The sequence below is a fragment of the Sphingomonas sp. AC435 genome (assembly GCF_979253005.1).
Genome location: NZ_CEEDCJ010000005.1, coordinates 82,513 through 109,246 on the forward strand (window position 1 = coordinate 82,513; position 26,734 = coordinate 109,246).

Genomic DNA, 26,734 nt, shown 5'->3' on the forward strand with positions numbered 1-26,734 from the left:
GGCTCCTTTGCGCTAAGGCGGCGCTCATGCTGCGTATCACCGAACTGAAACTGCCGCTCAACCATCCGGAGGAGGCGCTGGCCGCCGCCATCCGCAACCGGCTGCGCATCACGCCGCGCGACCTGATCCGCTACACGATCGCCCGCCGCGCCAACGACGCGCGCGACAAGATGGACATCCAGCTCGTCTATTCGATCGACGTGACGCTGAAAAACGAGGCGCAGGTGCTCGCCCGGTTCAAGCGCGACCGCCACGTCAACCCGACGCCCGACACCGGCTACCGCTTCGTCGCCAAGGCCCCCGCTGGTTACGACGGTCCGCGCCCGATCGTCGTCGGCGCGGGTCCATGTGGGCTGTTCGCGGGGCTGTTGCTGGCGCAGATGGGGTTCCGCCCGATCATCCTCGACCGTGGCAAGGTTGTGCGGGAGCGGACCAAGGACACCTGGGGCCTGTGGCGGCGCAGCGAGTTGAACCCCGAATCCAACGTCCAGTTCGGAGAGGGCGGCGCGGGCACCTTCTCCGATGGCAAATTGTGGAGCCAGATCAAGGACCCGCGCCATCTCGGCCGCAAGGTTCTGACCGAGTTCGTCAAGGCCGGCGCACCGCCCGAAATCCTGACCGAGGCGCACCCGCATATCGGCACGTTCCGCCTTGTCACGATGGTCGAAAGCATGCGCGAGACGGTCGAGAAGCTGGGCGGCGAATACCGCTTCGGCACCCGCGTCGAGGATGTCGACATCGCGGAGGACGCGGACGGCACCCGCCGCCTGACCGGGCTGACCTTCCACACCGGCGAGCATATCGACGCCGGACCGGTCGTGTTCGCGGTCGGTCACAGCGCGCGCGACACCTTCGCGATGCTCCACCGCCACGACGTGCATATGGAGGCCAAGCCTTTTTCGATCGGCGTCCGCATCGAACATCCGCAAAGCTGGATCGACGAGGCGCGCTTCGGCCCCTGCGCCGGTCACCCCGATCTCGGCGCCGCGGCCTACAGCCTGTCGCACCACTGCAAGAACGGGCGCACCGTCTACAGCTTCTGCATGTGCCCCGGCGGCACCGTCGTCGCCGCCACGTCGGAGGTCGGCCGGGTCGCCACCAACGGCATGAGCCAATATTCGCGGAACGAGCGCAACGCCAATTCGGGCATCGTCGTCGGCATCGATCCGGCACGCGACTATCCGGGCGATCCGCTGGCCGGTATCGCGCTGCAACGCCATTGGGAGGAACGCGCGTTCGCGGCGGGCGGCGGCGACTACCGGGCCCCGGCGCAGCGGCTGGGCGACTTCGTTGCCGGGCGACCCTCGACGGCGCTCGGCAGCGTCATTCCCAGCTACAAGCCCGGCGTGACGCCGACCGATCTCGCCGAGTGCCTGCCCGATTTCGCCGTCACCGCGATGCGCGAGGCGCTGGTGGCGTTCGGGCAGCAGATCCCCGGCTACGACCATCCCGACGCGGTGATGACGGGCGTGGAGACGCGCACCTCCTCCCCCGTCCGGATCACGCGGGGCGACGACTTCCAGAGCGTCAACACCGCGGGGCTCTACCCTGCCGGAGAGGGCGCGGGATATGCCGGCGGTATCCTGTCGGCGGCCGTGGACGGCATCAAGATCGCCGAGGCGGTGGCCGCGCAGCTGACAAAGGATTGCAGCGGCTAATTCACATCGATCAAGATAAAAGTCTTATTTTTCCAACATATATGCATTGAGGCGAGGCAACACGCGCGGTATAATTGCATCACTCACTTCGAGCGGAAGGCCGCCGAAGCCGCTTGGGGGATGATGCGATGAAGGCGAAGATGGCGTTGTGGATGGGCATGTCGGCAATGGCCGCCATGACCAGCCTGTCGCAGGCGCAGGCGCAGACGGCGTCACCGTCGAGGACACAGCCGCAATCCGGTGCGGCCGACCTGCCGCGGCCGGAAACGCCGTCGGATCAGAGTGCGAACACCGCCGCGCCACTGCCGGCGGTGCAGGAAACCCCGGAAGAGGGCGGCGACATCGTCGTCACCGGCCTCCGCCGCAGCCTCGAATCCGCGCAGGCACTGAAGCGCAATTCCGACGGCATCGTTGATGCGGTCGTCGCGGAAGATATCGGCAAACTGCCCGACACCTTCGCCTCCGCCGCCCTCGCCCGCATCTCGGGCGTGCAGGTCACGCGCGGGGCGGGCGAAGCCGCGGGTGTCCAGATCCGCGGCCTGCCGGACATCAGCACCACCTATAACGGGCGTGAGATCTTCACCGCCGAAGGGCGCTTCGTCGCCATCCAGGACTTCCCCGCCGGCACCGTCGCCGCGCTGGAGGTCTACAAGAACGGTACCGCCAACCTGATCGAGGGCGGCATCGGCGGCCAGGTCAACGTGCGCGGTCGTCGCCCGTTCGACTTCAACGGGTTCGAGGTGTCCGGTTCGCTTAACGGCGTGAACTGGGAGCATTCGGGCCGGACCACGTGGAATGGCAACATCCTGATCAGCGACCGTTGGGACACCGGCATCGGCGAGATGGGCCTGCTGGTGAACGCGTCCTATGTCGGGCTGAACTATCTCGACGCGACGCGCGAACAGTCCACCGTGATCGGCACCACCACCGCCGAAAATGCGCCGGGCGTCGGCGCGGGCATCCGCTATCCCGATGCGCAGGGTCGCTTCACCAGCAACGGCGACCGTTTCCGCCCGTCCGCCAACGCCGCGTTCCAGTGGCGGCCGACGCCGGAGCTGGAAATCTACGTCGACGGCCTGTTCCAGGGCTATCGCGGCAAGGACACCAACCAGTGGATGTTCGTGCCGATCTTCGGCGGCCCCGACTTCCGGCTGGAGAATGTGACGACGCGGGCCGGGCGTTCCAACGTGGCGCAGAGCGCGACCGTCGTCGGTGCGACCGCGCCGGACGGCTACTACACCTCCGCCAACGGCCACACCGACACGTATCAGGCGGGCGGCGGCGCGGTGTGGAAGCGCGACAACCTCCAGATTTCGGGCGACATCGCCTACACCAACAGCAAGTATAAATTCGACCTCGTCAACATCGACTATGCGATGGCGAGCTCGCCGACCCGCGACGTCGTGTTCGATGCGCCGGGCACGAACGGCGGACCGACCTTCGCCTTCCGGAACTTCGACGTCACCGATCCGTCGAACTACATCGCCCGCGGGCTGTTTCAGGAATATCTAGTCGTCAGCGGCAAGGACATCCAGAGCCGCGCCGACGTGCAGTATGAATTCGACAGCGGTTTCCTGAAGCGCATCCAGTTCGGCGCGCGCTACAACGACCGCGATGCCACGCGCGACCGCGGTGCGCCCTACGTCAACACGATCAACGGCGTGCCGGTGCCCGACCTGCGCATTCCGATCTCCGGCTTGCCCGTCTCCGTCCAGAACACGCGTCCCGCCTTCACCTTCGACAATACGTTCGGGGTGCGGACCTTCGCGGGCATCTCGTCGGCGAGCATCCGCGACAATCTGCCTGAGTTGCGCGCGTTCTTCCAGGCACCGGAAGGGCGGCCGGCGTTCAACCCGACCGAGAATTTCGTCGCCAACGAAAAGGCGTATGCCGCCTATGCGCAGCTCAAATACGGCTTCGATCTCGGCCCGACCATGTCCGTCGACGGTTTGATCGGCCTCCGGGCGGTCAAGACCAAGACCCGGATCAGCGGCTTCGTTCAGGAAGAGACGACGCCGGGCGCGACGCCCAGCTTCTCGCCGACGACGGCGTCGAACGACTATACGGACTATCTCCCCAACGCCAGCGCACGGCTGATGTTCACGCCGGAACTGCAACTGCGCCTGAACTACAACCAGACGCGCACGCGCCCGAACTTCTTCGACCTCAACCCGACCCTGACCGTCGGCCCGCCGCCGACGATCTCGCCGGAATGTCAGGCGAACCCGGCGCTGCCGCAGTGCATCAACAGCAACCTGCGCAACATCACCGGCGGCAATCCCGATCTGCGCCCGCTGACATCGGACAATTACGACATCAGCCTGGAATGGTATTTCTCGCGCTCCGGTTCGCTGACGGCGGCGGTGTTCCGCCGGGACGCCAACGGCTTCATCTCGCGCATCAACCGGGAGGGCGTGGATGTCGGCTACGGTCCGTCGCGCCTGAACCTGCCGGAGAATACGGGCAACACCCGCTTTCAGGGTGCGGAGCTGCAGTTCACCAGCTTCCTCGACATCGACGGCCTCCCCGATTGGGCGAAGGGTTTCGGCATTCAGGCCAACGGAACCTATGTCGACTCGAAGGGCGACCTGCCGACCGATCTCGCGAACTCCGCCAATATCGCGGGAAGCCCGCAGCGCTTCACCGGCGTGTCGAAATGGTCGGGCAACCTCGTCGCGCTGTACGAGCGCCCGTTCTTCTCGGCGCGCATGGCGTATAACTACCGCTCCGACTTCGTGTTCGAATACGGCGTCGTGAACCTCGACGTCGATGCGAACGGCGTACCGCGCACCGGTGCGATCATCGAAAAGGGTCGCGGACAGCTCGATTTCTCGACCACGGTCACGCCGATTCCGAACATCACGCTGGCGTTCGACATCGTCAATCTGCTCGGCAATCCGCTGAAGCGCACCCGCGAATTCGGCAGCGACGGCGACGCCTTCCCGCGTCAGGTCGTCTATCTCGAGCGCGTCTACTCGCTGGGCGTCCGCTTCCGGTTCTGAACGACATACGCGCCGTCATGCGGGGATGGTCCGGCATGACGGACGATGATTGTCGATCGTGCTGCTCCAGATCAAAGGAGGCGGCGGTTGAGGGTGACACCCCCCGCCCCCGGGACTAGACGGCACGCGTGATCCCGGTCCGCCGCCTGATCCGCGACTATCGCGCTGTCGCCGCCCTGCTGGTGGCGCTGGCGTTGGCGCTCCGGCTGCTGGTGCCGGCCGGGTACATGCCGATGATCGCGCAGGGCAGCGTCGTGCTGGCCATCTGCGACGGTGCCGGGCCGGTGACGATCACCGCGCCCGCCGCCAGGACACCGATGGCCGGCATGCACCATCATTCCGGCACCCCTGCCGACACCGCACCGGTACCGTCCAAGCCCGCCAGCGCCTGCGCCTTCGCCGACCTGTCGACGCCGGCGATGGCGTCGGTCGACGCGGTGCTGCTGGTCGCGGCGATCGCGTACGCCGTGGCGCTGGCGATCCGCCGGGTGGTGCCGCTGCGGGTCCGCGAACATGGCCATCTGCGCCCGCCACTCCGGGGACCACCGGCGCTCGCCTGAGCCCGTCCGTCTCCTCGCCCTGCGGCCCGGCCGCGGGGCCAAGCTGGTATCGTCATGTCCCGAACATCTCCGCGCGTCGCCGCGGCCGCACTCGCATGCGTCCCGTGCGCCGTCCTCGCGCAAGTCGCGCCGCCGCCCCCGCCCGTGCAACAGCCAGACGAGATCATCGTCACCGGCACCGCCCTGACGCTGACCACCGGCATCGCCGGCCAGACCGTCACCACGATCGACACGCGCGACATCGCGCTGACCCCCGCCACCACGATCGGCGACATCGTCAAGCTCGCGCCCGGCGTCGCCTTCATCCAGGGTAACGGCCCACGCGATGTCGGCGTCTCGATCCGCGGCTCCAACGCCCGCCAGAGCTTCGGCGCGCGCAACATCCAGGTGTTCGAGGACGATTTCCCGGTCACCCAGCCGGACGGTCTTGCCCGCTTCGACCTGACCGATCCGCATGCCTATGGTGCGGTCGACATCGTCCGCGGTCCCTCCTCCGCGCGCTACGGCAATTTCGCGCTCGGCGGCGCGGTCAATTTCCGCAGCCGCAGCGGGCGGGAGGTCGACGGGCTGGAGGTCGGCAGCGACGTCGGCCGCTACGGCTACGCCAAACTCTATGCAACGCTCGGCAAGGCCGGGCCGGGTTACGACTACAGCATCTTCGCCAGCCTCGTCGGCGGCAAGGGTTCGACCGGACACACCGATTACCGCACCGGCACGATCAACGCGCTCGGCACCTTCGCTGTCGACGGCAACGATCGCATCGCGGTGAAGCTGATCCACAACACGGGCGAGTTCCGGCTGTCGACGCGGCTGTCCTACGCGCAATATCTGGCGAACCCGTATCAGCAGGGGTGCGAGCGTGCCGCCACCGCCGCGCCCGGCTGCGCGACGATCCAGGTGTTCGTCAACGGTCGCAACGGCCCCCGCATCGCGCAGACCGCGGCGGAGGCCGATCTGGCCCGCGACGACAAGCGCACGATCATCGGCGTCCGCCACGAACATGATCTGTCGTCGCACGCCACGTTGCGGACGCAGGGCACATTCGATCGCCGCGACGTGTACCAGCCGACCAGTGCGACACCGTTCCGCGGCACGCTCAACAGCTACCAACTGTCGTCGGACCTGACCGTCCGGTCGGGCAAGACGACCGGCTTCGTGCAGGTCGCCTACGGATCGCTGGAGAACCGCAGCTACAGCTTCGCCAAGACCCCGGCGGGCCGCGACGGGTTCGGCGCACCGACACAGTTCGTGGTCGGCGACGTCCGCAACCTCGCGATCCGCGCGCGCGGCGAAACAGCGCTGACGCCGCGATTGCTGGCGGTGGCGGGCGTCGGCGCGGAACGGTCGTGGATCGACGTCGTACAGACCGGCTTCACCTATCCGCTGAACTCCACGCGCATCGTCACCGTCATCCCGGCCCAGCGCCGCTTCGACAATCTCGCGCCCGAAGCCTCGCTGCGCTGGCGCGCGATCGACCCGCTGACGCTCCACGCCCGCGTCGCGAAGGGTTACGGCATCCCGCAGGCGGGCGGCCTGTTCGTCACGCAAGCGGGCATTCCCGGCGACAACCGCGCGCTGAAAAGCCAGCGCAACACCGGCGTCGATCTCGGCGCGACGGTGGCGCTGGGCGGCACGCTGACCGCGGAAGCGACGGTGTATCAGGAGTGGTTCCGCAACGAACTGGTCAGCCAGTCGGCGGGCGTGAACCTGCTCGCCTACACGTCGAACGTACCGCGCTCGGTCCACCGCGGCGTCGAACTCGGTCTCGACTGGCGACCTGTCGCGGGCCTGCGTGCGCTGGCGAGCTATGGCTATACCGACCAGACCTATCGCGATTTTCAGGAGCGGCTGACCACCGGCACCGTCTCGCGCACGATCGACCGGCGCGGCAATGCGATCCCCGGCGTGGTTCCGCATTTCGGCAATGTGCGGCTTGGGTACGACCAGCCGACCGGGCCGGCGGCGGGGCTCGGCGGGTTCATGGAGACGACCGTCCGCAGCCGCTACTGGCTCGACAACGGCAACCGGCTGCGCGTGCCGGGCTATGCGCTCGTCAACCTCAACCTCCATTACGACCCGCCGCCCGGCGACGGCGCGTGGCGGCGCTTGAGCTACTTCGTCTCGGTCCAGAACGTCGCCGACAAGACCTATGTCGGGTCCGCCGGCATCGTGTCCGACAGCCTGTCGGCGGCGGGTGTGGAGAACAGCGCGGCGGTGCTGCGCAACGTCGGCGGCGCGCTGTATGCCGGTCAGCCGCGGACGTGGTTCGCGGGCATCAGGGCGCGCTTCCAGTGAAGCGCGCCTGGCCCCGCTATCCGACCGTCTGGCGCTGGCACTTCTATGCCGGGCTGTTCTGCATCCCGTTCATCCTGTGGCTGTCGCTGACCGGCGGCGTGTACCTGTTAAAGCCGCAGATCGAGGCGTGGCTCGACCGCCCCTATGCCACCGTCGCGCAACCCGGCCCGCGCGCCGGCCCGGCCGCCGAAGTCGCCGCCGCGCTGAAGGCGGTACCGGGCGGTACGCTGTCGCAGTACGAATTGCCCGCGACCCCGACGCAGGCGGTGCAGGTGCTGGTCAGCGACGGCGACCTGACGCAGCGTGTCTATGTCGATCCGGCGACGCTCACGGTGCTGAAGGTCGGGCGGGAGGATCGCCGCCCGATGAAGATCCTGTCGCGACTGCATGGCGAGCTGCTGGCGGGTCCGGTCGGGTCCTACGTCGTCGAACTCGCCGCATCCTGGGCGATCGTCATGCTGGTGTCGGGTCTGTTCCTGTGGTGGCCGCGGGGGCAGGGCCTCGCCGGTGTGGTCTACCCCCGCCTGCGCACCGGCGGCCGCCGGTTCTGGCGCGACCTGCACGCCGTGACGGGGTTCTGGGTGTCGGCGGCGGCGCTGTTCCTGCTGGTGTCGGGCCTGCCCTGGGCGGCAAGCTGGGGCGCGTATCTGAAGATGGCGCGGCACGTGGCGGAGGGGCAGCCGGTGAAGCAGGACTGGTCCTCCAGCCACAGCGGACACGACGGGATGGCCGACATGGCGGGCATGACGATGCCGAAGCCCGCGTCCGTCCCCCTCGCGCCGCTCGACCGCGTGGTCGCAACGATCCGACCGCTCGATCTCGCCGCGCCGGTCCTGATCGCGCCGCCCGCGCAGGCCGGGCAGTCGTGGACGGCGAAATCGAACGCCGCGAACCGCCCGCTCCGCGCCGACCTGACGCTCGACACCGAAGGTGACATCCTGACCCGCGAAGAGTTCACGCAGCGGCCATTGGTTGATCGCCTCGTCGGCTGGGGCGTGGCGATCCACGAGGGGCAGGCGTTCGGCTGGATCAACCTGCTCGTGAACCTCGTCACCGCGCTGATGCTGTTGCTGCTGTCGATCAGCAGCGTCATGCTGTGGTGGCGACGCCGCGCGCCGGGGACGCTGGGCGCTCCGAAAGTCGCGGTACGCCCGGCGCTGGCGTGGAGCTTCGCCGCGATGGTGGCGCTGCTGGCCGTGATGCTACCGCTGTTCGGCGCGTCGCTGCTGCTCGTTCTGCTGATCGACCGCATCCTGCCGGCTCGGCCACGCGCCTGGCTCGGGCTGGAGGCGACGTGAAAGATAGTTAACTTGGCAGTATCCTTTTTCTTGCAATAGCGCGGGATCAGGGAGCGAACATGTCGGAAAACCCGGTCTTCTACGATGCCACGGGACGGCGACGGCGCCGCTTTCTGGTGGCGGCGCTGGCATTCGCGCTGCTGCTCGTGCTCGCGGTGGCGGCGTTCGCCGCGACGGTGCTCGACGTGGTGCCGCAATCCGCGCTGCCGTTCCACGCGGAGCGCGCGCAGTTGCGCAAGCCCAGCGGGGCGGAGCGGCTGGTCGCGCAGGGTCGCCAGACGCTGCGTCACACCGTTCATGCCGGCAAGCGCCTGTTCCGCACCGGTCCCGCCGTCAGCCCGCCGCTGGCGGTTGCCTTTCACGCGCCGTGGGACGATGCCAGCGCCGCCTCGCTCCAGCGCAATATCAGCCAACTCGACTGGCTCGTGCCCGGCTGGCTGTCGATCACGGGCCCGCAGCATCAGGTGACGCTGTTCCCCGACGCTCGCGGACGCGCCATCATCGCCGGGGCTGCGCGCAGACCCAAAGTGCTGCCGATGGTCCAGAACGCGCTGAACGGCGAGTGGGACGGTGCGGGCGCGGCGGCGCTGATGCGCGACCCGACCGCGCGCAAGGCGGCGCTCGACCGGATCGAGGCGCTGCTGGTGCAGACGCATGCGGACGGCGTGTTCTTCGACTTCGAAAGCCTGCCCGACACCGTTCATCCCTATTATCGCCGATTCCTGACGGAGGCGCGTGCCCGCTTCGCCCCGCGCAACTGGGTCGTGTCGATCGCCGTGCCCGCCGCCGATCCCGCCTGGGACCTCGCCGCCTATGCCAAGGTCGCCGACAAGCTGTTCCTGATGGCCTATGACGAACATTATGCCGGCGGCACCCCCGGCCCGATCGCGTCGCAGGAATGGTTCGAGAACGTCGTCGCCCGCGCCGCCCGCGACGTGCCGGTCGGTCACCTCGTCGTCGCCGTCGCGTCCTACGCCTATGACTGGCACAAGGGCGGCACGGACGCGCTGGCCGTCGACGAGGCGTGGCTGGCCGCCAAGGAATCCGACGTCGTTCCCCGCTACGACCGGGCGAGCGGCAACAGCGCCTTCGCCTATGACGAGGATGGTGAGCGGCATGAGGTCTGGCTCGCCGACGCCGCCTCCGCCTATCACCAGATCGACTGGCTGCGGAAAGCCGGCATCCAGTCGCTGGCGCTGTGGCGGCTGGGGAGCGAAGACCCGTCGCTGTGGCGCTTCTTCGGCCGCAATCACCGCAAGCTGCCGCCCGCCAACGTCATCGACGAAATCCCGGCGGGTACCGATGTCGATATCGAGGGGACCGGTGAGGTCCTGCGCATCGGCGATCCCCCCGTCGCCGGCCATCGCAAGGTCACCGTCGATGCCAAGGGCGAGCTCAGCGACGTCGTGTTCTCGCAGCTCCCGTCCCCCTGGACGGTGCAGCGGACCGGTTACCGCCCCGGCCTGGTCGCACTGACGTTCGACGACGGTCCCGATCCAAAATGGACGCCGCAGATCCTCGACGTGCTGAAGGCGAAGCACGTCCCCGCCACCTTCTTCATCATCGGCGACAATGGACTGACGCAGCGCGGCCTGCTCCAGCGGCTGATCGCGGAAGGGCATGAGGTCGGCAACCACACCTACACCCACCCCAATCTGGCGACCACGTCGGACGACACGACGATGCTGGAACTGAACGCGACGCAGCGGCTGTTCCAGGCGTTCACCGGCCGCTCGCTGCGCCTGTTCCGCGCGCCCTATTTCGGGGACGCCGAGCCGAGTACCGCCGACGAAATCGGCCCCGCCTATGCCGCGCAACAGCGTGGATACCTGTCGGTCGGCCTGCACGTCGATCCCGACGACTGGATGCGTCCCGGCGCGCAGGCGATCGTCGATCGCACCGTGGCCGGCGTCGAAGCCGGCGACGCGGAGCGCAGCGGCAACATCGTCCTGCTTCACGACGCCGGCGGCGACCGCGCCCAGACCGTCGCGGCACTGCCCGTGCTGATCGATCGGCTGCGCGCCAAGGGGTACCGGTTCGTGCCGGTGTCGGAGCTCGCCGGCCTGCCCCGCGACATGGTCAACCCGCCGATCTCGTCCGGCGACCGCTGGGCCGCGCGCGCCGACCTGGGCCTGTTCCTGACGCTCGGCGGGCTGACGGTAGCGATCAAATGGCTGTTCGCGGTCGCGATCACGCTTGGTATCCTGCGCGCACTCGCCTTGTCCCTGCTCGCCCTGATCCAGGCGCGGCGCGAGGCGCAGACGGTATTCCCGGCGATCGATCCCGCCACCGAAGTCACCGTGCTGATCCCCGCCTTCAACGAGGAACGCGTGATCGAGCGGGCGGTGCGCCGCGTGCTCGACAGCCGCGACGTGGCCGTGAAGATCGTCGTGATCGACGACGGCTCCAGCGACCGTACCAGCGCCGTCGTCGCCGAGGCGTTCGCCGACGAACCGCGCGTCCGCCTGATGACGCTGGCGAACGGCGGCAAGGCGCGCGCGCTCAACACCGCCTTGCTGGAAGTGACGAGCGACATCGTCATCGCGCTCGACGCGGATACCCAGTTCGAGGAAACGACGATCGCCCGCCTCGCCCGCTGGTTCGTCGATCCGAAGCTGGGTGCGGTCGCGGGCAACGCCAAGGTCGGCAACCGGGTCAACCTCATCACCCGCTGGCAGGCGCTGGAATATATCACCGCGCAGAATCTGGAACGGCGCGCGCTGGCGCGGCTCGACGCGATGACCGTCGTGCCCGGCGCCGTCGGCGCATGGCGGGTCGCAACGCTGCGTCAGGTCGGCGGCTATCCGACGGATACGCTGGCGGAGGATCAGGACCTGACGATCGCCATCCAGCGCGCCGGCTGGCGCGTCCATTACGACCAGTACGCCGTCGCCTGGACCGAAGCGCCGGAAAACATTCGCGGCCTTGCCAAGCAGCGCTTCCGCTGGGCGTTCGGCACGCTGCAATGTTTGTGGAAACACGGGCGGGTCATCCGTGAAGGCCACCCGAAAGGTCTTGCCCACGTCGGCCTGCCGCAGGCGATCCTGTTCCAGGTCGTGCTGGCCGCGATCAGCCCGATCATCGATCTCGCGCTGATCCTCAGCGTCATCGGCACCTGGACCCGCGTCGCCGCGCATGGCTGGGCACAGACGCAGACCGACGTGTTCACGATGCTGACCTATTGGCTGATCTTCACCGCGATCGATTTGCTGGCGGCGTTCATCGCCTTCGCGCTGGAACGGCGGGAGAAGTGGCGCCTGCTCTGGCTGCTGATCCCGCAACGCATCGGCTATCGCCAGATCATGTACTATGTCGTCTGCAAGGCCATCGTGCAGGCGATGCGCGGCCCCTCCGTCGGCTGGGGCAAGCTCGACCGCAGCGGCCGGGTGACCGCGGCATAGCGACGCTTTAACCGCCGTCATTGCGAGCGTAGCGAAGCAATCCAGAGCGTGGAGGTCGGCCCTGGATTGCTTCGCTACGCTCGCAATGACGGGTGAATTGCCGGTCGCTCGCCAACCTTCAAACCGTGAAGGCCGAAACGCGTCAAAACGCCCCCGCGAAGTCCGGCACCACCGCACACCCCGTCCGCGCCGCCTCCGCCGCCGCCTCGACCACCGCCATCACCGCCAGCGCCTCGCCTGGCGGTACGGGGTTCGGTGCGCCCGCCGTCAGCGCCGCCGCCAAACCTGCGTAGAAGCGCCGCTGATCGCCCGCGATCGCCGGCACCACCCGCGGCGCGCCACCGCTGCCGTCATAGACCAGCAGCGGGTCCGGGTCCTCGCCCCAGCCCGGCGCACCCGGCGTCATCCCCTCGATCAGCTGCGCCTCCTGCCGGTCGATCGACGGCTTCACCAGTGTGCCCCCGCTGCCATGCACCACGAACCGATGCGTGCCCCCCGCGACCAGCATGCCCGCATGCAGCACCACGCGCCGCGTCGGATAATCGAGCACGACATGCGCCCAGTCGTCGACCTGCGCGCCGCGGCGCAACGTCCCCAGATTGGCGTGCACCCGCTCCGGCGGACCGAACAGGCACAGCGCCTGATCCGCCAGATGCGGCCCCAGATCGTACCACAGCCCACCGCCCGGCCCATTCCGCTCGCGCCAGCGGTCGCGGACGACCGGGCGGAACCGGTCGATGTGCGATTCGAGATGCGCCACCTCACCCACCCGCCCGTCCTCGATCGCCTGCCGCACGGTCAGGAAATCGCTGTCCCAACGGCGGTTGTGATACACCGACACCAGCCGATCGGCATCGCGCGCCGCCGCGATCACCGCGCGCGCTTCGGTAAGGTCCAGCGTGAAGGGCTTGTCGACCACGACATGCCGCCCCGCCCTCAGCGCGGCCAGCGCCAGCGGCGCATGGCTGTCATTGGGCGACGCGATCACGACCAGATCGACACTCTCGCTCGTCGCCAGTGCAACCGGGTCGCCGTCCACCCTGACGTCCGGCCAGTCGGCATGCACCTTCGCCGCATCGCTCGACGCCACCGCGACCAGCTCCAGCCCCGGCGTCGCCTGGATCAGCGGGGCATGGAACGTCTTGCCGACATAGCCATAGCCGATCAGCGCGACGCGGATGGGGTTCGGCATGGAGGTTCTCCCGGTGGTGCCGCCGGGCGACGGCGGCTATCGTCACCGACTTTCCACAGGAATGGGCCGATGACCACCACCTCGCGCGCCGTGACGACGATCCGCATCTTCTGTCCGGTGCAGGCAGCGACGCTCGCTGCGGCCATTGCGGGCGACGCGGCGGCGATGGACGCCGATCCGGTCCTCGGCGCGATGCTCGCGATCCTGCGCGACGACGGCCCGCTCGGCGACTTCGGCATCTACCGGAACGTGGTCGAGATCGCGCCGGGGTGGGAGAGCTTCCGCCCGACCGACGACGCGAACCCGACCAGCGGCACCGCCGGTGCGGTCGCGTTGTCACCGACCATCGTGCTGACGACCTATATCGCGGCGAATGCGCCGGCCGAGGCGGTCGACACGGCACTGGCCCGGATCATGGCCGCGCATCCGTGGGAAGTGCCGGTCGTGGAGATCGGCAGCGCCCGGTTGTTGGTACGGGGGTGAGCACGCACGAGCGGGTTGGCCTGTGGCCATCCCGCTCGTGGCGCAAACCCTCAGTGGTTATCCCGCGGCAGCCCCATCGTCTGTGCGATCCGCTGATAGGCTTCCGCGCCCTCCAAAATCGCGCCGGTGCCCAGCTGGCCCACCGTCGCACGCTGAATCTCCTGCCACGGCGTCTGCGAGGCGGGATATTTGAACCCGCCCTCCGCCGCGAGCGCGGCACGACGGTCGGCGATCTCGGCGTCGGACAGCAGTACGTCGGCGCTGCCCGTCTTCAGGTCGATCCGCACCCGGTCACCCGTGCGCAGCAGCGCCAGCGTTCCGCCCGCCGCCGCTTCCGGGCTGGCGTTCAGGATCGACGGCGAACCCGACGTCCCCGACTGACGACCGTCGCCGATGCACGGCAGCGCGTGGACGCCGTCCATGATGAGGTGCGCGGGCGGCCGCATGTTCACGACCTCCGCGGCACCGGGATAACCGACCGGGCCGGCGCCGCGCATGATGAGCAGCGTCTCCGCGGTGATGCCCGTCGCCGGATCGTCGATGCGGTGGTGATAATCCTCCGGCCCGTCGAACACCACGACCGGTCCCTCGAACGCGTCGAGATCGCCCGGCTTCGACAGATAGCGCTCGCGGAATTCCGGGCTGATGACGCTGGTCTTCATCACCGCGCTGTCGAACAGGTTGCCGGACAGCACGACGAAGCCCGCCGCCTCCTTCAGCGGCTGGTCGAACGGGCGGATCACCTTCTCGTCCTCGATCGCGACGCCGCGGCAATTGTCGCCCATCGTCTTGCCGTTGACGGTCATCGCGCCTTCGTGGATCAGCCCCTGACCCATCAGCTGGTTGACCACCGCGGGCACGCCGCCGGCGCGGTAGTAATCCTCGCCCAGATACTCGCCCGCCGGTTGCAGGTTGACGAGCAGCGGCACGTCCAGCCCCTGCTCCTGCCAGTCGGTGATCGGCAGGTCGACGCCGATGTGGCGCGCGATCGCGCACAGGTGGATCGGCGCGTTGGTCGATCCGCCGATCGCGGAATTGACGCGGATCGCGTTGTGGAACGCCTCCTTGGTCAGGATGTCGGACGGCTTCAGGTCCTCCTGCACCATCTCCACGATGCGCCGGCCGGTGTGGTACGCCACCTCCTGACGGTCGCGATACGGGGCCGGGATCGCCGCCGAACCGGGCAGCGACATACCCAGCGCCTCGGCCAGCGAGTTCATCGTCGTCGCGGTGCCCATCGTGTTGCAATAGCCCGTCGACGGTGCCGACGACGCGACGAGGCGGATGAACTCCGCATCGTCGATCTCGCCCGCCGCCAGCATCTGCCGCGCCTTCCACACGATCGTGCCCGATCCGGTGCGCTCGCCCTTGTGCCAGCCGTTGAGCATCGGCCCCACCGACAGCGCGATCGCCGGGATGTTCACCGTCGCGGCGGCCATCAGCATCGCCGGCGTCGTCTTGTCGCAACCGATCGTCAGCACCACCGCGTCGAGCGGATAGCCGTACAGCACCTCGACCAGCCCCAGATAGGCCAGATTGCGGTCGAGCCCGGCGGTCGGGCGCTTGCCCGTCTCCTGGATCGGGTGGACGGGGAATTCGAGCACGATGCCGCCCATCTCGCGGACGCCTTCGCGCACGCGCTCCGCCAGCACCAGATGGTGGCGGTTGCACGGCGACAGGTCGCTGCCCGACTGCGCGATACCGATGATTGGCCGGCCGGACCGCAACTCGTCCAGCGACAGGCCGAAGTTCAGATACCGCTCCAGATACAGCGCGGTCATGTCGATGTTGGCGGGATTATCGAACCACGCGCTGCTGCGGAGCTTCGGGGCGGTGGTATCGGACATCGTTACGAGCTCCGGGTCAGAAATACGAACACAGATATAGTCAGACAATTATGCCAATCGCGGCGACGGGGCAAGCGGGCCGGTGACGCAAATATAACATGCGCTATCGACAAAGACCGGTGCCGTCGGCTCACGCCATTCGCGAAGAGGGAAACGCTGGCTGCCCGAACCGGTCGGTCGGAAAACGGGACTACCGGTAAGGCGAACGGACGGACGGCATGCGATGCGATTCACGACGTCCTCCTCCCTCATCGCCCACTACGATGGCGGACGCGTTGCGCTGATAGCGCTATCACGAGCAGGGTTATCGGGCCGCTCGCTAGGCGTCAAGGCGCATGCTCGTCAGCGGTAGCGGTACAGCTTCACCCGCTGGATCTGCCAGTCGCCCGCACCCAGCCGGATATGGCGTCCCTGATGGGTCTGATCGCCGTTGAGCAGCCGGCCCGGCACCCAGCCTCCGCCCGCATCGAACACCCCCTCGTACGCGCTGTCGATACCGGCGGAGGCCGGGCCGTCGCCGACCGGCTTGAACGTGACCGTGATCCCCTGCCCCGCGATCAGATACTCTTCCGGCCCGATCTGGATGATCATGCCGCCCGCGGTGGCGATGTCGGGCGACGTGACCGGGCGCTGGATGTCGGCGAAGGCGATGGTGAAGCGATAGCCGCCGATCTCGCGCGTCTGCGGCTCATAGACGATCGTGTCGTCGTACAGTTGCCGCGGTTTGAAACCTGCCATCCGGCCCGTCCCCTGCGCCGCCAGGATGTGCGGACGAAGCTGCTGCAACACGCCGTACGCATCCTTGAGCTTCCCCGGCTCGGCGTCGATCGAATCGATCGAGAACGGCCCGAAGCCGATCGCGTCCAGTTGTCCGAAGGCATAGAAGGCGTTGGCGGCGACGGTCGGGTGATCGGCATTGTTGGCTTCGGGCACGAACAGCGGATTGTCGCGCCGAGTGTACCGATTGACGATGTCGACGAAGTTCGGGAAATAGATGTCCGGGGCGATCAGGTCGATGCTCGGCGCGCCCGCTTTCCACACGTCGATCAGATGCGGCAACGGCCCCCCCGCCGGATACTCGCCGGGCGCACGGCCCGGGCGGTTGAGCGCCACGTTGACGTACATCGGCATCGGGTACGCCGCCTTGCCCGCCCGCGTCAGGGCATCGGCGAACCGCGCATAGTGCCATGCCGCGAACACCTCCGCCCCGGCATCGCCCTCGCCGAACAGTTCGGTCCAGCTTCCCGCCGTCTTCGCCCCGCGATCCAGCCACATCGCCCGCATTTCGGGCACCAGCCCATCCTTGTGGGCGACCAGATAATCGACCAGCTCGCGCGGCACCGGCTGTGCGAAGGCGGCATTGGCGACCGGGCTGTAATCGCGTGCGACCGGCAGCATGCCGATCTCGTTCTCCACCTGGGTCATGACCACGGTGTTGTCGCGGTCGTCCACGGTCTTCAGATGCGCCATCAGCGCCGCGAACGCCTTCTGGTCCGCCGCCAGCGTCTCGGCGCCGAAGGTCGAGAGGATCTCCACGCCCTGCCCGTTCGGCAAACCCGCTCGCGGAAACCGGGTCTGATCGCGCTTCACCCACGCCGGGACATAGGTGGACATCGAATTCTTCCACGCCCCGAACCACAGCACGACGATCTTCAGGTCGTTGGCCCGCGCCGCCTTCAGCATCGCATCGACCGACGACCAGTCGTAGCGGCCCTCGACCGGCTCGATCAGTTCCCACGACACCGGCGCCAGCACGGTATTGAGATGCATCGCCTTCAGCTTCGCCCAGTGCGGAGCCATGTAAGTCGCACTCGACGCGGCGGAATTGCTCAGTTCGCCACCGATGACGAGCATGGGCTGGCCGTTGACGATCAGCTGGGTCGCCGTTCCCTGCTTGCGCAGCGAGGGCGGGTCGGCGAGCGCCGGCGCGGAAATCAGGGTAGCCAGAAGCAGGGCGCGGCGGATCATCGTTGAGTTCCCAGGCTGGCGACCGCGGCCCGGGCGCCGCTGGTCTGAAGGAGGTGGAGATGCGCCGCGATCGTTCCGCGCGCCGTGGCGTCGATATCGTCGGCACCGATCGCGGCCAGCAAGGCGTCCACTCCTCGCGCCGATGCCAGTCGATCGGCGATGGGATCGTCGACGACGAACCGGTCGCCGGCATCCGTCGTGCCCGCCTGCCACCGCATCCATGCCGCCACCGCGAGAGCGAGCGCATCCACCGGCAAGCCCCGCTCACGTCGCTCGCGGATCGGCGCGATCAGCCGCTGCGGCAGCTTCTGCGACCCGTCCGCCGCGATCTGGCGGGTGCGATGCTGGAGCGCCGAATTGGCGAAGCGCGCCATCAACTGTTCGCGATAGGACGCCACGTCCAGCCCCGCCGGCGGAGTCAGCGTAGCGGCGGATTCATTCCACAACGCATCGACGAACGCCCGCCCCTCTGGCCGTGCGACGAATTCGTGCACGAAATCATCGCCTGCCAGCCCGCCGAGATAGGCGATGCCCGAATGGGCACCGTTGAGCAGCCGCAGCTTTGCGTCCTCCCACGGCCCCACCGCGTCGGTCAGTTGCACGCCGAACCGAGCCAAGTCGGGTCGCGGTCCGGAAAACCGGTCCTCGACCACCCATTGCAGGAACGGCTCGGTCTTCACCATCGCGCGATCCTCGACGCCGATGCGCTCCGTCAGCTTTATGATATCGTCGTCGGTCGTCGCCGGGACGATCCGGTCGACCATCGTCGCAGGAAACGCCACGTTCGTCGCAATCCAGTCCGCCAGCGCCGGATCGTGCGCGCGCGCGATCTCCAGCACACCCGCTCGCAGCAGCGCCCCGTTGTGCGGAAGATTGTCGCACGACAGGACCGTGATCGCCGCGATCCCCGCCGCCCGCCGCACGGCGAGCCCGGCCGCGATCAGCCCCGGCACCGTGCGTGGCGCGTCGAGCGACGCCAGATCGCGGGTCACGTCCGCGTCGGTCCGGTCGAGCGATCCGCTGGCACGATCCAGCTTGTAACCCTTCTCCGTCACCGTCAGCGTCACGAGGTGCGTGTCCGGCGCGCCGATGCCTGCCACGACCGCTTTGGGGTTCTCGGGTGCGACCAGCACGTCCAGCACCGCGCCGATCACCTGCACCTGCGCTGCGTCGTCGTCTCGCACCACCACCGTGTACAGCCCGTCCTGCGGCCGCATCTGGTCGCGCACCGCCGGGGACCGCAGGGAGACGCCGACGACGCCCCATCGCAGATCGCCCGCCGCCAGTGCCGCCTCGAAGATCGTTGCCTGATGCGCGCGGTGGAACGCGCCGATGCCCAGATGCACGACGCCGCGCCGGACCTGCGACCGGTCGTAGGTCGGTACGGCGGCGCCGTCCGGCAGGACGGATGTGGACAACCTCACAGCTTGTAGGCCGCCTTCGCCAGATCGTACGTCAACGCGTGCGCCAGTTCGTGCGCCTCGTCCTCGTCGAGCCGATGATCCGCGACGAGTTGCGCCAGCCACGCGCAATCGATCCGGCGCGCGACGTCGTGGCGGGCCGGGATCGACAGGAATGCACGCGTATCGTCGTTGAACCCGACCGTGTTGTAGAAGCCGGCGGTTTCCGTCGCCCGCTCGCGGAACCGGCGCATCCCTTCCGGCGAGTCGTGGAACCACCACGGAGGCCCGAGCTTCAACGCCGGATAGTGCCCCGCCAGCGGTGCGAGTTCGCGGCTGTACGTATCCTCGTCGAGGGTGAACAGGATCAGCGTCAGCCGCGGATCGTTGCCGAACCGGTCGAGCAGCGGTTTCAAACTGCGAACGAACTCCCCCGGCAGCGGGATGTCACCGCCCTTGTCGCGCCCGAAACGGGCGAAGACATCCTTGTTGTGACTGCGGAACACGGCAGGGTGGAGCTGCATCACCATCCCGTCCTCGACCGACATCCCGGCCATTTCCGTCAGCATCTGCGCACGGAACAGTTCCGCCTCCGCCGGCGTCGGGTCGGCAAGGACACGCAGGTACAGCGACGCCGCCTCGTCCGGCGGCAGGTCCGCCGTCGCGGCGGACGGATGACCGTGATCGGTCGATGTCGCTCCCGCCTCGCGGAACCGTGCCCGGTGAAAGCGGTGCGCGGCAAGATAACCGGCATAATCCGCCACCGCGACACCCGCCGTTTCGCCGAAGCGGCGGACGTTGTCCGCGAAACCCGGCGTGTCCGGATCGACGACCGGGTCGGGGCGATAGGCCGTGACGACCCGCCCGTGCCAGCCGCTCGCCCGGATGGCGGCGTGATGCTCCAGCGGATCGAGCGGGCTTTCGGTCGTGGCGATCACTTCGATGCCGAACCGTTCGTATAGCGCACGCGGGCGGAACGCGTCGGTCTTCAGCGCCGTGTCGATCGTGTCGTAATAATGGTCGGCCGTGGACGGCTCCAGTTGTACGTCGATCCCGAACGCCTCCGCAAAGACCCAGTCGAGCCACAGTCGCGACGGCGTACCCCGGAACAGGTGGTAATGGTCCGCGAACACCCGCCAGATCGCGCGCGGATCGGTCTCGACGGGACTGCCGTCGACGCTGGGAACCCCGAGCGCTTCCAGCGGAACGCCCTGGCTCATCAGCATGCGAAATGCATAATGGTCGGGCACGATCAGCAGATTGGCCGGATCGCTGAACGGCTCGTTTCGCGCGAACCATGCCGGATCGGTGTGACCGTGCGGACTGACGATCGGCAGATCCTTGATCCGGGCGTACAGCGACCGGGCGATCGCACGCATACCCGGGTCGGCGGGGAACAGGCGGTCGGGATGCAGAACGAGCGGGCGGGTCATGCCATGATCCTCACGGCCCCATGATGGAGCGTCGGCCACACACTATCAGCAGTTCCTTGGAAATGGCCAGACCACATCGACAGACAGCATTCCTGACATCTGCTTACCAATCCGACGCGATATATGAGGCCGCTCAGGCGATCTCGAGCGTCGCGGTCTTCAGGTCGCGGCTGTTCGGACCGGCCATGATGTCGAACAGACCGGGCTCCACCACCTCGCGCATGTCCATGTCCCACATCCGGAACGCCTCCGGACCCAATACGAAGCGCAGCGTCCGGCGCTCGCCGGGGGTCAGCGTCACGCGCTCGAAGCCCTTCAGCTCCTTCACCGGTCGCGCCACCGACGACACCTGATCGCGGACATAGACCTGCACGACCTCGTCGCCAGTTCGCTCACCGACATTCGCGACGTCGACCTCGACGGTGACGCTGCCGCCGCTGCCGATTTTCGACACGGACAGCCGCGGCGCGCCCACCTCGAACCGCGTGTAGCTCAGCCCGAAACCAAACGGGAACAGGGGTTTATCGTCATCAAACAAATATCCGCGCCGCGCCGACGGCTTGTGATTGTAATAGAACGGCACCTGCCCGACGTCGCGCACGACGGTGACGGGCAGCTTCGCGCCCGGATTGAAATCGCCGAACAGCGCCTCGGCCATCGCGGTGCCGCCCTCCTGCCCGACATACCAGCATTCCAGCAGCGCGTTCGCCCCCGCGACGACGGTCGGCCATGACGGCGGCCGGCCATTGATCGCCACCACCACCACGGGCTTGCCGGTCGCCTTCATCGCCTCGAACAGCGCATTCTGCTCGCCGAGCAGGTCCAGCCCGGTACGGTCGCCGAGATGGTTCTTTGCATAGCCTTCGCGGCTGGTCTGTTCGGTGTCACCGATGGCCAGCAGGATCACGTCGGCGGTCTTCGCGACCTCGACCGCCTCCGCGATCAGTGCGCGGTTCTTCGCGGGGTCGGCGAGCAGCACCTCGTTCGCGGACCGATCCTCGCTCTGCGTAATGAACACGCCCTGCGCATGCACGACCTCCGCCTTCCCCTTCAGGCGCGCGCGCACGCCGTCCAGCAGCGACACCTCGGTGCGTGGGATCGAGGAATAGCCACCCAGCCGCGTCACCGCCGCGTTCGGCCCGATCACCGCCACCCGTTTGTGCGCGCCCGCCGTCAGCGGCAGCACGCCGTCATTGACCAGCAGCGCGATCGACCGCCGCGCCGCCTCCAGTGCCAGCGCGCGTGCCTCCGCGTTGGCGGTCAGCGCCGCCGCCGCGCGTGCATTCACCGGCTCCGCCTCGAACAGCCCCGCGCGGAACTTCAGCGTCAACATGCGCCGACAGGCGGCATCCACCGCCGCGACCGGCACCGCGCCGCTGCGCACCTGATCGGCGAGCGTGCGATACGCGACCCCGTCCGGCAGGTCGCTGTCCACGCCGGCCTTCAGCGCCAGCGCCGCCGCCCCCGGCAATCCGGGGGCGATGCGGTGGAAGCTCGCCAGTTCCTGGATCGCGGCATAGTCGCTGACCACCGCCCCGTCGAACCCCCATTCGCCGCGCAACACCGTGCCCAGCAGCCAATGATTGGCGTGACTCGGCACGCCGTCGATCTCGTTATAGGACGGCATCACCGCGCCGATGCCGGTCCGCTCCACCACCGCGCGGAACGGCGGGAAGAAGCTCTCGCGCAACTCCCGCTCGCCCAGCGGCGCCGGCGCGACATTGTTGCCCGCCAGCGGCTGGCCGTGCCCGGTCATGTGCTTCAGTGTCGCGAAGACCTTGTCCCGCGCCAGCGTCTTGCTCGGACCCTGGAGGCCGAGGACGGCGGCCACACCCATCTCGCCGCACAGATACGGGTCCTCGCCGAACGTCTCCTCGATCCGGCCCCAGCGCGGGTCGCGCGCGATGTCGACGACGGGCGACAGCGCCAGCACGGTGCCGTGCGCGCGCACCTCGCGCCCGATCACCGCCTGCACGCGCGTCATCAGGTCGCGGTCGAAGCTGCCCGCCAGCGCGATCGCCTGCGGAAAGCTGGTCGCCTCGGGCGCCATGTACCCGTGCAGCGACTCCTCGTGGTACAGGATCGGAATGCCCAGCCGCGTCGTCCGTGCCCAGGCTTGCCCGGCATTGACGAAGGCGATCGTATCCGCCGGCTTCCGCCAGCGACCGGTAACATCGGCGCCCGTGTTGTTCGCCGTCGCCGCACCGCCGCGATCGGACGGCCGGGCGATCTGGCCGATGCCGTGGGGATATGCCGTGCTCGCCATCACCGGATCGAAGGCGCGGTCGGCGTTCATCACGTCGCGCTTGCTGGTCGACAGCGTAATCAGCTGCGCGACCTTCTCGTCCAGCGTCATCCGCCCGATCAGGTCGCGGACGCGCAGGTCGACGGGCGCGCGTGCGTCACGGTACAACGGGCGATCGGCGACGGCAGCACGTACGGCGGCGGGCATCAGGCTGGCCAGCGAAACGCCCGCGCTCCAGCGCAACAGGTCGCGGCGGGCAAGGGTCGTGGCGGCGGGGGTCATGTCAGGCTCTCTCCCGGATGCAGACGCGGCATTGCTTGCGATGCCATCACTGTGATAGCGTTACCATGAACGACAGGAGGCGGCGCTGTCAACGGCGCCGCCCGCGCAATGGGACGAGGATGATGACGCTTTTCGCACGCATCGTGCTGATCGCCGGGTTGTTGTCGGCGGGTGCCGCGCCCGCACTGGCCGAAGATGGTTACGACCTGTGGATGCGATATCCTGCGACGACGATCGCGCCGGACAGCGTCTCGGTACGCGGCGACACCCCCATGCTGCGCGTCGCCGCCGCGGAGCTTCGCCGCGCGCTTCCCGCCCGGGCCGGTGCGATCGTGCTGGCAAAGACGGATGAGGTCGCCGACCTGAAGCTGCCGACCGCGACGCTGGGGGACGAAGGCTATCTCATTCGCGCCGTCCGGCTGAACGGTCGCCCGGTCACCCTCGTCACCGGCAACACCGACCGCGGCGTACTCTACGGCGCGTTCGCGCTGATCCGCCAGCGCGCGACCGGCGCCACCGGCGACCTCACCTCCGCCCCCCGCGTGAAGCTGCGCGTCCTCAACCACTGGGACAATCTCGATGGCGTGGTGGAGCGCGGTTATGCCGGCCGCTCGCTGTGGGACTGGTGGACGCTCCCCGACTATAAGGACTCGCGCTACGTCGATTATGCGCGCGCCAACGCGTCGCTGGGCATCAACGGCACCGTCCTCAACAACGTGAACGCGAAGGCCGAAAGCCTGTCGCCGCGCTACATCGCCAAGGCAGCGGCTCTGGCCGACATCTTCCGCCCCTATGGCATCCGCGTCTACCTGTCGGCGCGCTTCTCGGCGCCGATCGAACTGGGCGGGCTGAAGACCGCCGATCCGCTCGACCCGCAGGTCGCCGCATGGTGGCGCGCCAAGGCCGACGAGATCTACCGCGCGATCCCCGATTTCGGCGGCTTCCTCGTCAAGGCGAACAGCGAGGGTCAGCCCGGCCCGCGCGACTATCACCGCACCCATGCCGACGGCGCGAACATGCTCGCCGCCGCCGTCGCGCCGCATGACGGCATCGTGATGTGGCGCGCCTTCGTGTATGCGGACACCGATCCCGACGATCGCGCGAAACAGGCCTATACCGAGTTCAGGCCGCTCGACGGCCGTTTCGCGAAGAACGTCATCGTGCAGGTGAAGAACGGCGCGATCGACTTTCAGCCGCGCGAACCCTTTCATCCGCTGTTCGGCGCGATGCCGAAGACGCCGCTGATGATGGAATTCCAGATCACCAAGGAATATCTGGGGTTCGCCACTCACCTCGCCTATCTCGGCCCGCTCTTCGCCGAAACGCTGGCGAGCGACACCTTCGCGAAGGGCGCGGGATCGACCGTGGCGAAGGTCGTGGACGGCTCGCTGGAGGGACATACGCTCACCGGCATCGCCGGCGTCGCCAATATCGGCGACGATCGCGACTGGACCGGCTCAACCTTCAATCAGGCGAACTGGTACGCGTTCGGCCGCATGGCCTGGGACCCGTCGCTCTCTGCGGAGACCGTGGCGCGCGAATGGGCGACGCAGACCTTCGCACCCGCCGCCGTCGCGCCCGCCGTGACGATGATGATGGGATCGCGCGAAGCCGTGGTCGATTACACCGGCGCGCTCGGACTCGCGCATGTCATGGCGACGGGCCACCATTACGGGCCGGGGCCGTGGGTGTCGGATCTGAAGCGCCCCGAATGGAACCCGGTCTATTACCACAAGGCCGACAAACGCGGCATCGGCTTCGACCGCGCGAAGTCCGGCAGCAACGCCGTCGCGCAATATGCCCCGCCGGTCGCCGCGAAGCTCGCCGATCCCGCCACCACGCCGCCGGGCGAGCTGCTCTGGTTCCACCACGTCGCATGGGACCGGCGGATGCCGTCCGGCCGGACGCTCTGGGCGGACCTCGTGGGGCATTACGATGCCGGTGTCGCCTATGTCGCCGGCATGCGCACCCGGTGGGATACGTTGAAGCCCGTGGTCGACGCCGAACGCTGGCAGAAGACCGCCAGCTTCCTCGCCGTGCAGCAGCGCGAGGCACAGTGGTGGCGCGACGCCAGCCTCGCCTACTGGATGTCGGTCAACGGCCTGCCCCTGCCCGCCGGCGTCGCGCCGCCGCCGCACGACCTGAGCTGGTACAAGGCCCTGAGCTTCCCCTACGCGCCCGGCAATCCGCAATAGCGGCGAGCGCGGAGTATCAGCACGGCCAGCAGCGGCACCGCGACGACGCCGTAGAGATACAGCCCGCCCCAGGTCGACCAGCCGAACCACTCGCTCGGCCATGTCCGGAGGTCGCCGCGCAGGAACCGGTACTCGATCACCGCTCTCCAGATCGGGAAGCGGAATTCGGGCGGCGCGGCGATCTCGGCCGAAGCCACGCAGAGGTTCAGCCCGATCGATACCGCCAGCACCGCGCCCGCCGCCCATCGCCCAATTGGCTTCAATCCCGCCCACCACGGCGCGAGACACAGCGCGAGCAATCCCACCGCAGGCATCGCATGCCGCGGTCCAGTGGAATTGCCGCCATCCCAATAGACATAGGCGGCGTTGACCATCAGCACGATCAGGATCACCGCCGCCGCCATCGCCGCCACGTCGCGCGTCCGCCGCTCGTCCGCCATCGTCGCCAGCCCCAGCGGCGCGATCAGCAACACCGGCGCGACCCAGAACAGCCCGCGCCGCTCCCCGAACAGGATTTGCCACAACAGGATCGGCCGCGGCCATGTCAGCCCAAACAGCCCCTGCTGCATCCCGTCGAAGCCGACCACACCCGAATAACCGACCTTGAACACCGTCCCGAACGCGAACAGGTTATAGAGCGGCAACGGCAGCAGCGCGACGACCCCGCCGGTGGCGGCCAGCCCCAGCAGCAGCCAGCGTCGCGGCGACGGCCACACCCGCCACACCGCCCAAAGCGCGATGGCGCTGCCCGCCAGCACCGCCTGATATTCGACCACCACCGCCCAGCCGAGCGCCGCGCCACCGATCAGCGCCGGCCAGCGTCCTTGCGTCAGGCTCGCACGCCAGAAGCACCAGACCGCGATGACGTACAGCGCGGCCACCGCGGCATGGCCGAAGATCGTCGTCGACCATCCCCAGATCGGCGTCCCCAAGGCATAGGCGAGCGCCGCGAACAGCCCCGCCCCCACGCCTGCTCCCGAACCGGCGGTCGACGCCGCCGCCATGTCGAACAGCAGCACCGCCGCGATCGCCGTCAGCAGCGCCGGTCCGCTTGCCGTCGCCAGTCGCAACCTCAGCCGCAGGAACCGCGCGAGTTGCGGATCGCCCAGCGCCATCACGAACGAACTCGCCCGCTCTCCCGTCACCGCATCGGCCACCGCCACCGCCGGCAACGCCATCAGCGTCATGCCCGGCGCCTTGTCGAGATAGGCGTGCGGCCCGAAGATCGCCTTGTCGATCGTCAGGTCGCGGAACTCGTCGATCGTCGCATCGCCGTCCTCGACCATGCTGATCGCCGCGAACAACCGCGTCGAGTTGTTCGGATTGAACTCCCACGACCCGAACCACGCGCACGACAGCCAGACGAGCGCGAACAGCAGGATGCGGATCGTCTTCATCTTACGACCCGGCGACTAGCCGGCGGCCGGACAGCACGACGGCACCGACCGACAGCATGTTCTGAAACCCGTCGGCCG

15 protein-coding genes are annotated in these 26,734 nt (G+C 68.3%); 8 read left to right on the plus strand and 7 right to left on the minus strand.

Going from position 1 to position 26,734, the window contains the following annotated elements; genetic code table 11:
* Window positions 1-26 precede the first annotated feature (26 nt).
* The 6 genes from AC0CH8_RS11785 (at window position 27) to AC0CH8_RS11810 (ending at window position 12,214) form a co-directional block, all read left to right on the plus strand.
* Entirely contained in the window at window positions 27-1,658 is a 1,632-nt protein-coding gene (locus AC0CH8_RS11785) for an NAD(P)/FAD-dependent oxidoreductase (protein WP_465240050.1), read from the plus strand.
* Between the two features lie 128 nt (window positions 1,659-1,786).
* The gene (locus AC0CH8_RS11790) at window positions 1,787-4,660 is read left to right on the plus strand and encodes a TonB-dependent receptor (RefSeq protein WP_465240051.1); all 2,874 of its coding nucleotides are present in this window, start codon (window positions 1,787-1,789) and stop codon (window positions 4,658-4,660) included.
* Between the two features lie 128 nt (window positions 4,661-4,788).
* Window positions 4,789-5,220: a DUF2946 family protein gene (locus tag AC0CH8_RS11795; protein ID WP_465240052.1), complete on the plus strand. Its 432-nt coding sequence runs from the start codon at window positions 4,789-4,791 to the stop codon at window positions 5,218-5,220.
* A gap of 144 nt (window positions 5,221-5,364) precedes the next feature.
* Window positions 5,365-7,515: a TonB-dependent receptor family protein gene (locus AC0CH8_RS11800; RefSeq protein ID WP_465240053.1), complete on the plus strand. Its 2,151-nt coding sequence runs from the start codon at window positions 5,365-5,367 to the stop codon at window positions 7,513-7,515.
* A complete protein-coding gene (locus AC0CH8_RS11805) occupies window positions 7,512-8,813 on the plus strand; it encodes a PepSY-associated TM helix domain-containing protein (protein WP_465240054.1) in 1,302 nt (433 codons plus the stop codon). Before AC0CH8_RS11800 ends, AC0CH8_RS11805 begins: the two co-directional genes overlap by 4 nt.
* A 59-nt stretch (window positions 8,814-8,872) precedes the next feature.
* A complete protein-coding gene (locus AC0CH8_RS11810) occupies window positions 8,873-12,214 on the plus strand; it encodes a polysaccharide deacetylase family protein (RefSeq protein WP_465240055.1) in 3,342 nt (1,113 codons plus the stop codon).
* A 142-nt stretch (window positions 12,215-12,356) separates the two neighbouring features.
* Here AC0CH8_RS11810 and AC0CH8_RS11815 read toward each other — a convergent pair whose 3' ends face one another.
* On the minus strand, window positions 12,357-13,406 hold the full coding sequence (locus AC0CH8_RS11815; protein ID WP_465240056.1) for an oxidoreductase: 1,050 nt from the start codon (window positions 13,404-13,406) through the stop codon (window positions 12,357-12,359).
* A 69-nt stretch (window positions 13,407-13,475) separates the two neighbouring features.
* Between AC0CH8_RS11815 and AC0CH8_RS11820 the strand changes: the two genes are divergently transcribed.
* Complete coding sequence (locus AC0CH8_RS11820) at window positions 13,476-13,889, plus strand: hypothetical protein (RefSeq protein ID WP_465240057.1); 414 nt, start codon at window positions 13,476-13,478, stop codon at window positions 13,887-13,889.
* Window positions 13,890-13,939: 50 nt separating this feature from the next.
* On the opposite strand, the gene AC0CH8_RS11825 is transcribed toward AC0CH8_RS11820, so the two are convergent.
* The 5 genes from AC0CH8_RS11825 to AC0CH8_RS11845 all read right to left on the minus strand — a co-directional run bounded on the left by AC0CH8_RS11825 (window position 13,940) and on the right by AC0CH8_RS11845 (window position 23,064).
* Window positions 13,940-15,736, minus strand: a complete 1,797-nt coding sequence (locus AC0CH8_RS11825; protein ID WP_465240058.1) for an IlvD/Edd family dehydratase — start codon at window positions 15,734-15,736, stop codon at window positions 13,940-13,942.
* A 342-nt stretch (window positions 15,737-16,078) separates the two neighbouring features.
* On the minus strand, window positions 16,079-17,704 hold the full coding sequence (locus AC0CH8_RS11830; protein ID WP_465240059.1) for a GH35 family beta-galactosidase: 1,626 nt from the start codon (window positions 17,702-17,704) through the stop codon (window positions 16,079-16,081).
* A complete protein-coding gene (locus AC0CH8_RS11835; protein WP_465240060.1) occupies window positions 17,701-19,128 on the minus strand; it encodes a mannitol dehydrogenase family protein in 1,428 nt (475 codons plus the stop codon). Before AC0CH8_RS11835 ends, AC0CH8_RS11830 begins: the two co-directional genes overlap by 4 nt.
* A complete protein-coding gene (uxaC, locus tag AC0CH8_RS11840) occupies window positions 19,125-20,537 on the minus strand; it encodes a glucuronate isomerase (protein WP_465240061.1) in 1,413 nt (470 codons plus the stop codon). Before uxaC ends, AC0CH8_RS11835 begins: the two co-directional genes overlap by 4 nt.
* Window positions 20,538-20,670: 133 nt before the next feature.
* Window positions 20,671-23,064 (minus strand): glycoside hydrolase family 3 N-terminal domain-containing protein, encoded by a 2,394-nt coding sequence (locus tag AC0CH8_RS11845; protein ID WP_465240062.1) that lies wholly within the window; start codon window positions 23,062-23,064, stop codon window positions 20,671-20,673.
* A gap of 119 nt (window positions 23,065-23,183) precedes the next feature.
* On the opposite strand from AC0CH8_RS11845, the gene AC0CH8_RS11850 reads away from it, so the two are divergent.
* A complete protein-coding gene (locus tag AC0CH8_RS11850) occupies window positions 23,184-25,259 on the plus strand; it encodes an alpha-glucuronidase family glycosyl hydrolase (RefSeq protein ID WP_465240063.1) in 2,076 nt (691 codons plus the stop codon).
* On the opposite strand, the gene AC0CH8_RS11855 is transcribed toward AC0CH8_RS11850, so the two are convergent.
* Entirely contained in the window at window positions 25,235-26,656 is a 1,422-nt protein-coding gene (locus AC0CH8_RS11855; RefSeq protein WP_465240064.1) for a hypothetical protein, read from the minus strand. The genes AC0CH8_RS11850 and AC0CH8_RS11855 overlap by 25 nt on opposite strands.
* Between the last annotated feature and the right edge of the window lie 78 nt (window positions 26,657-26,734).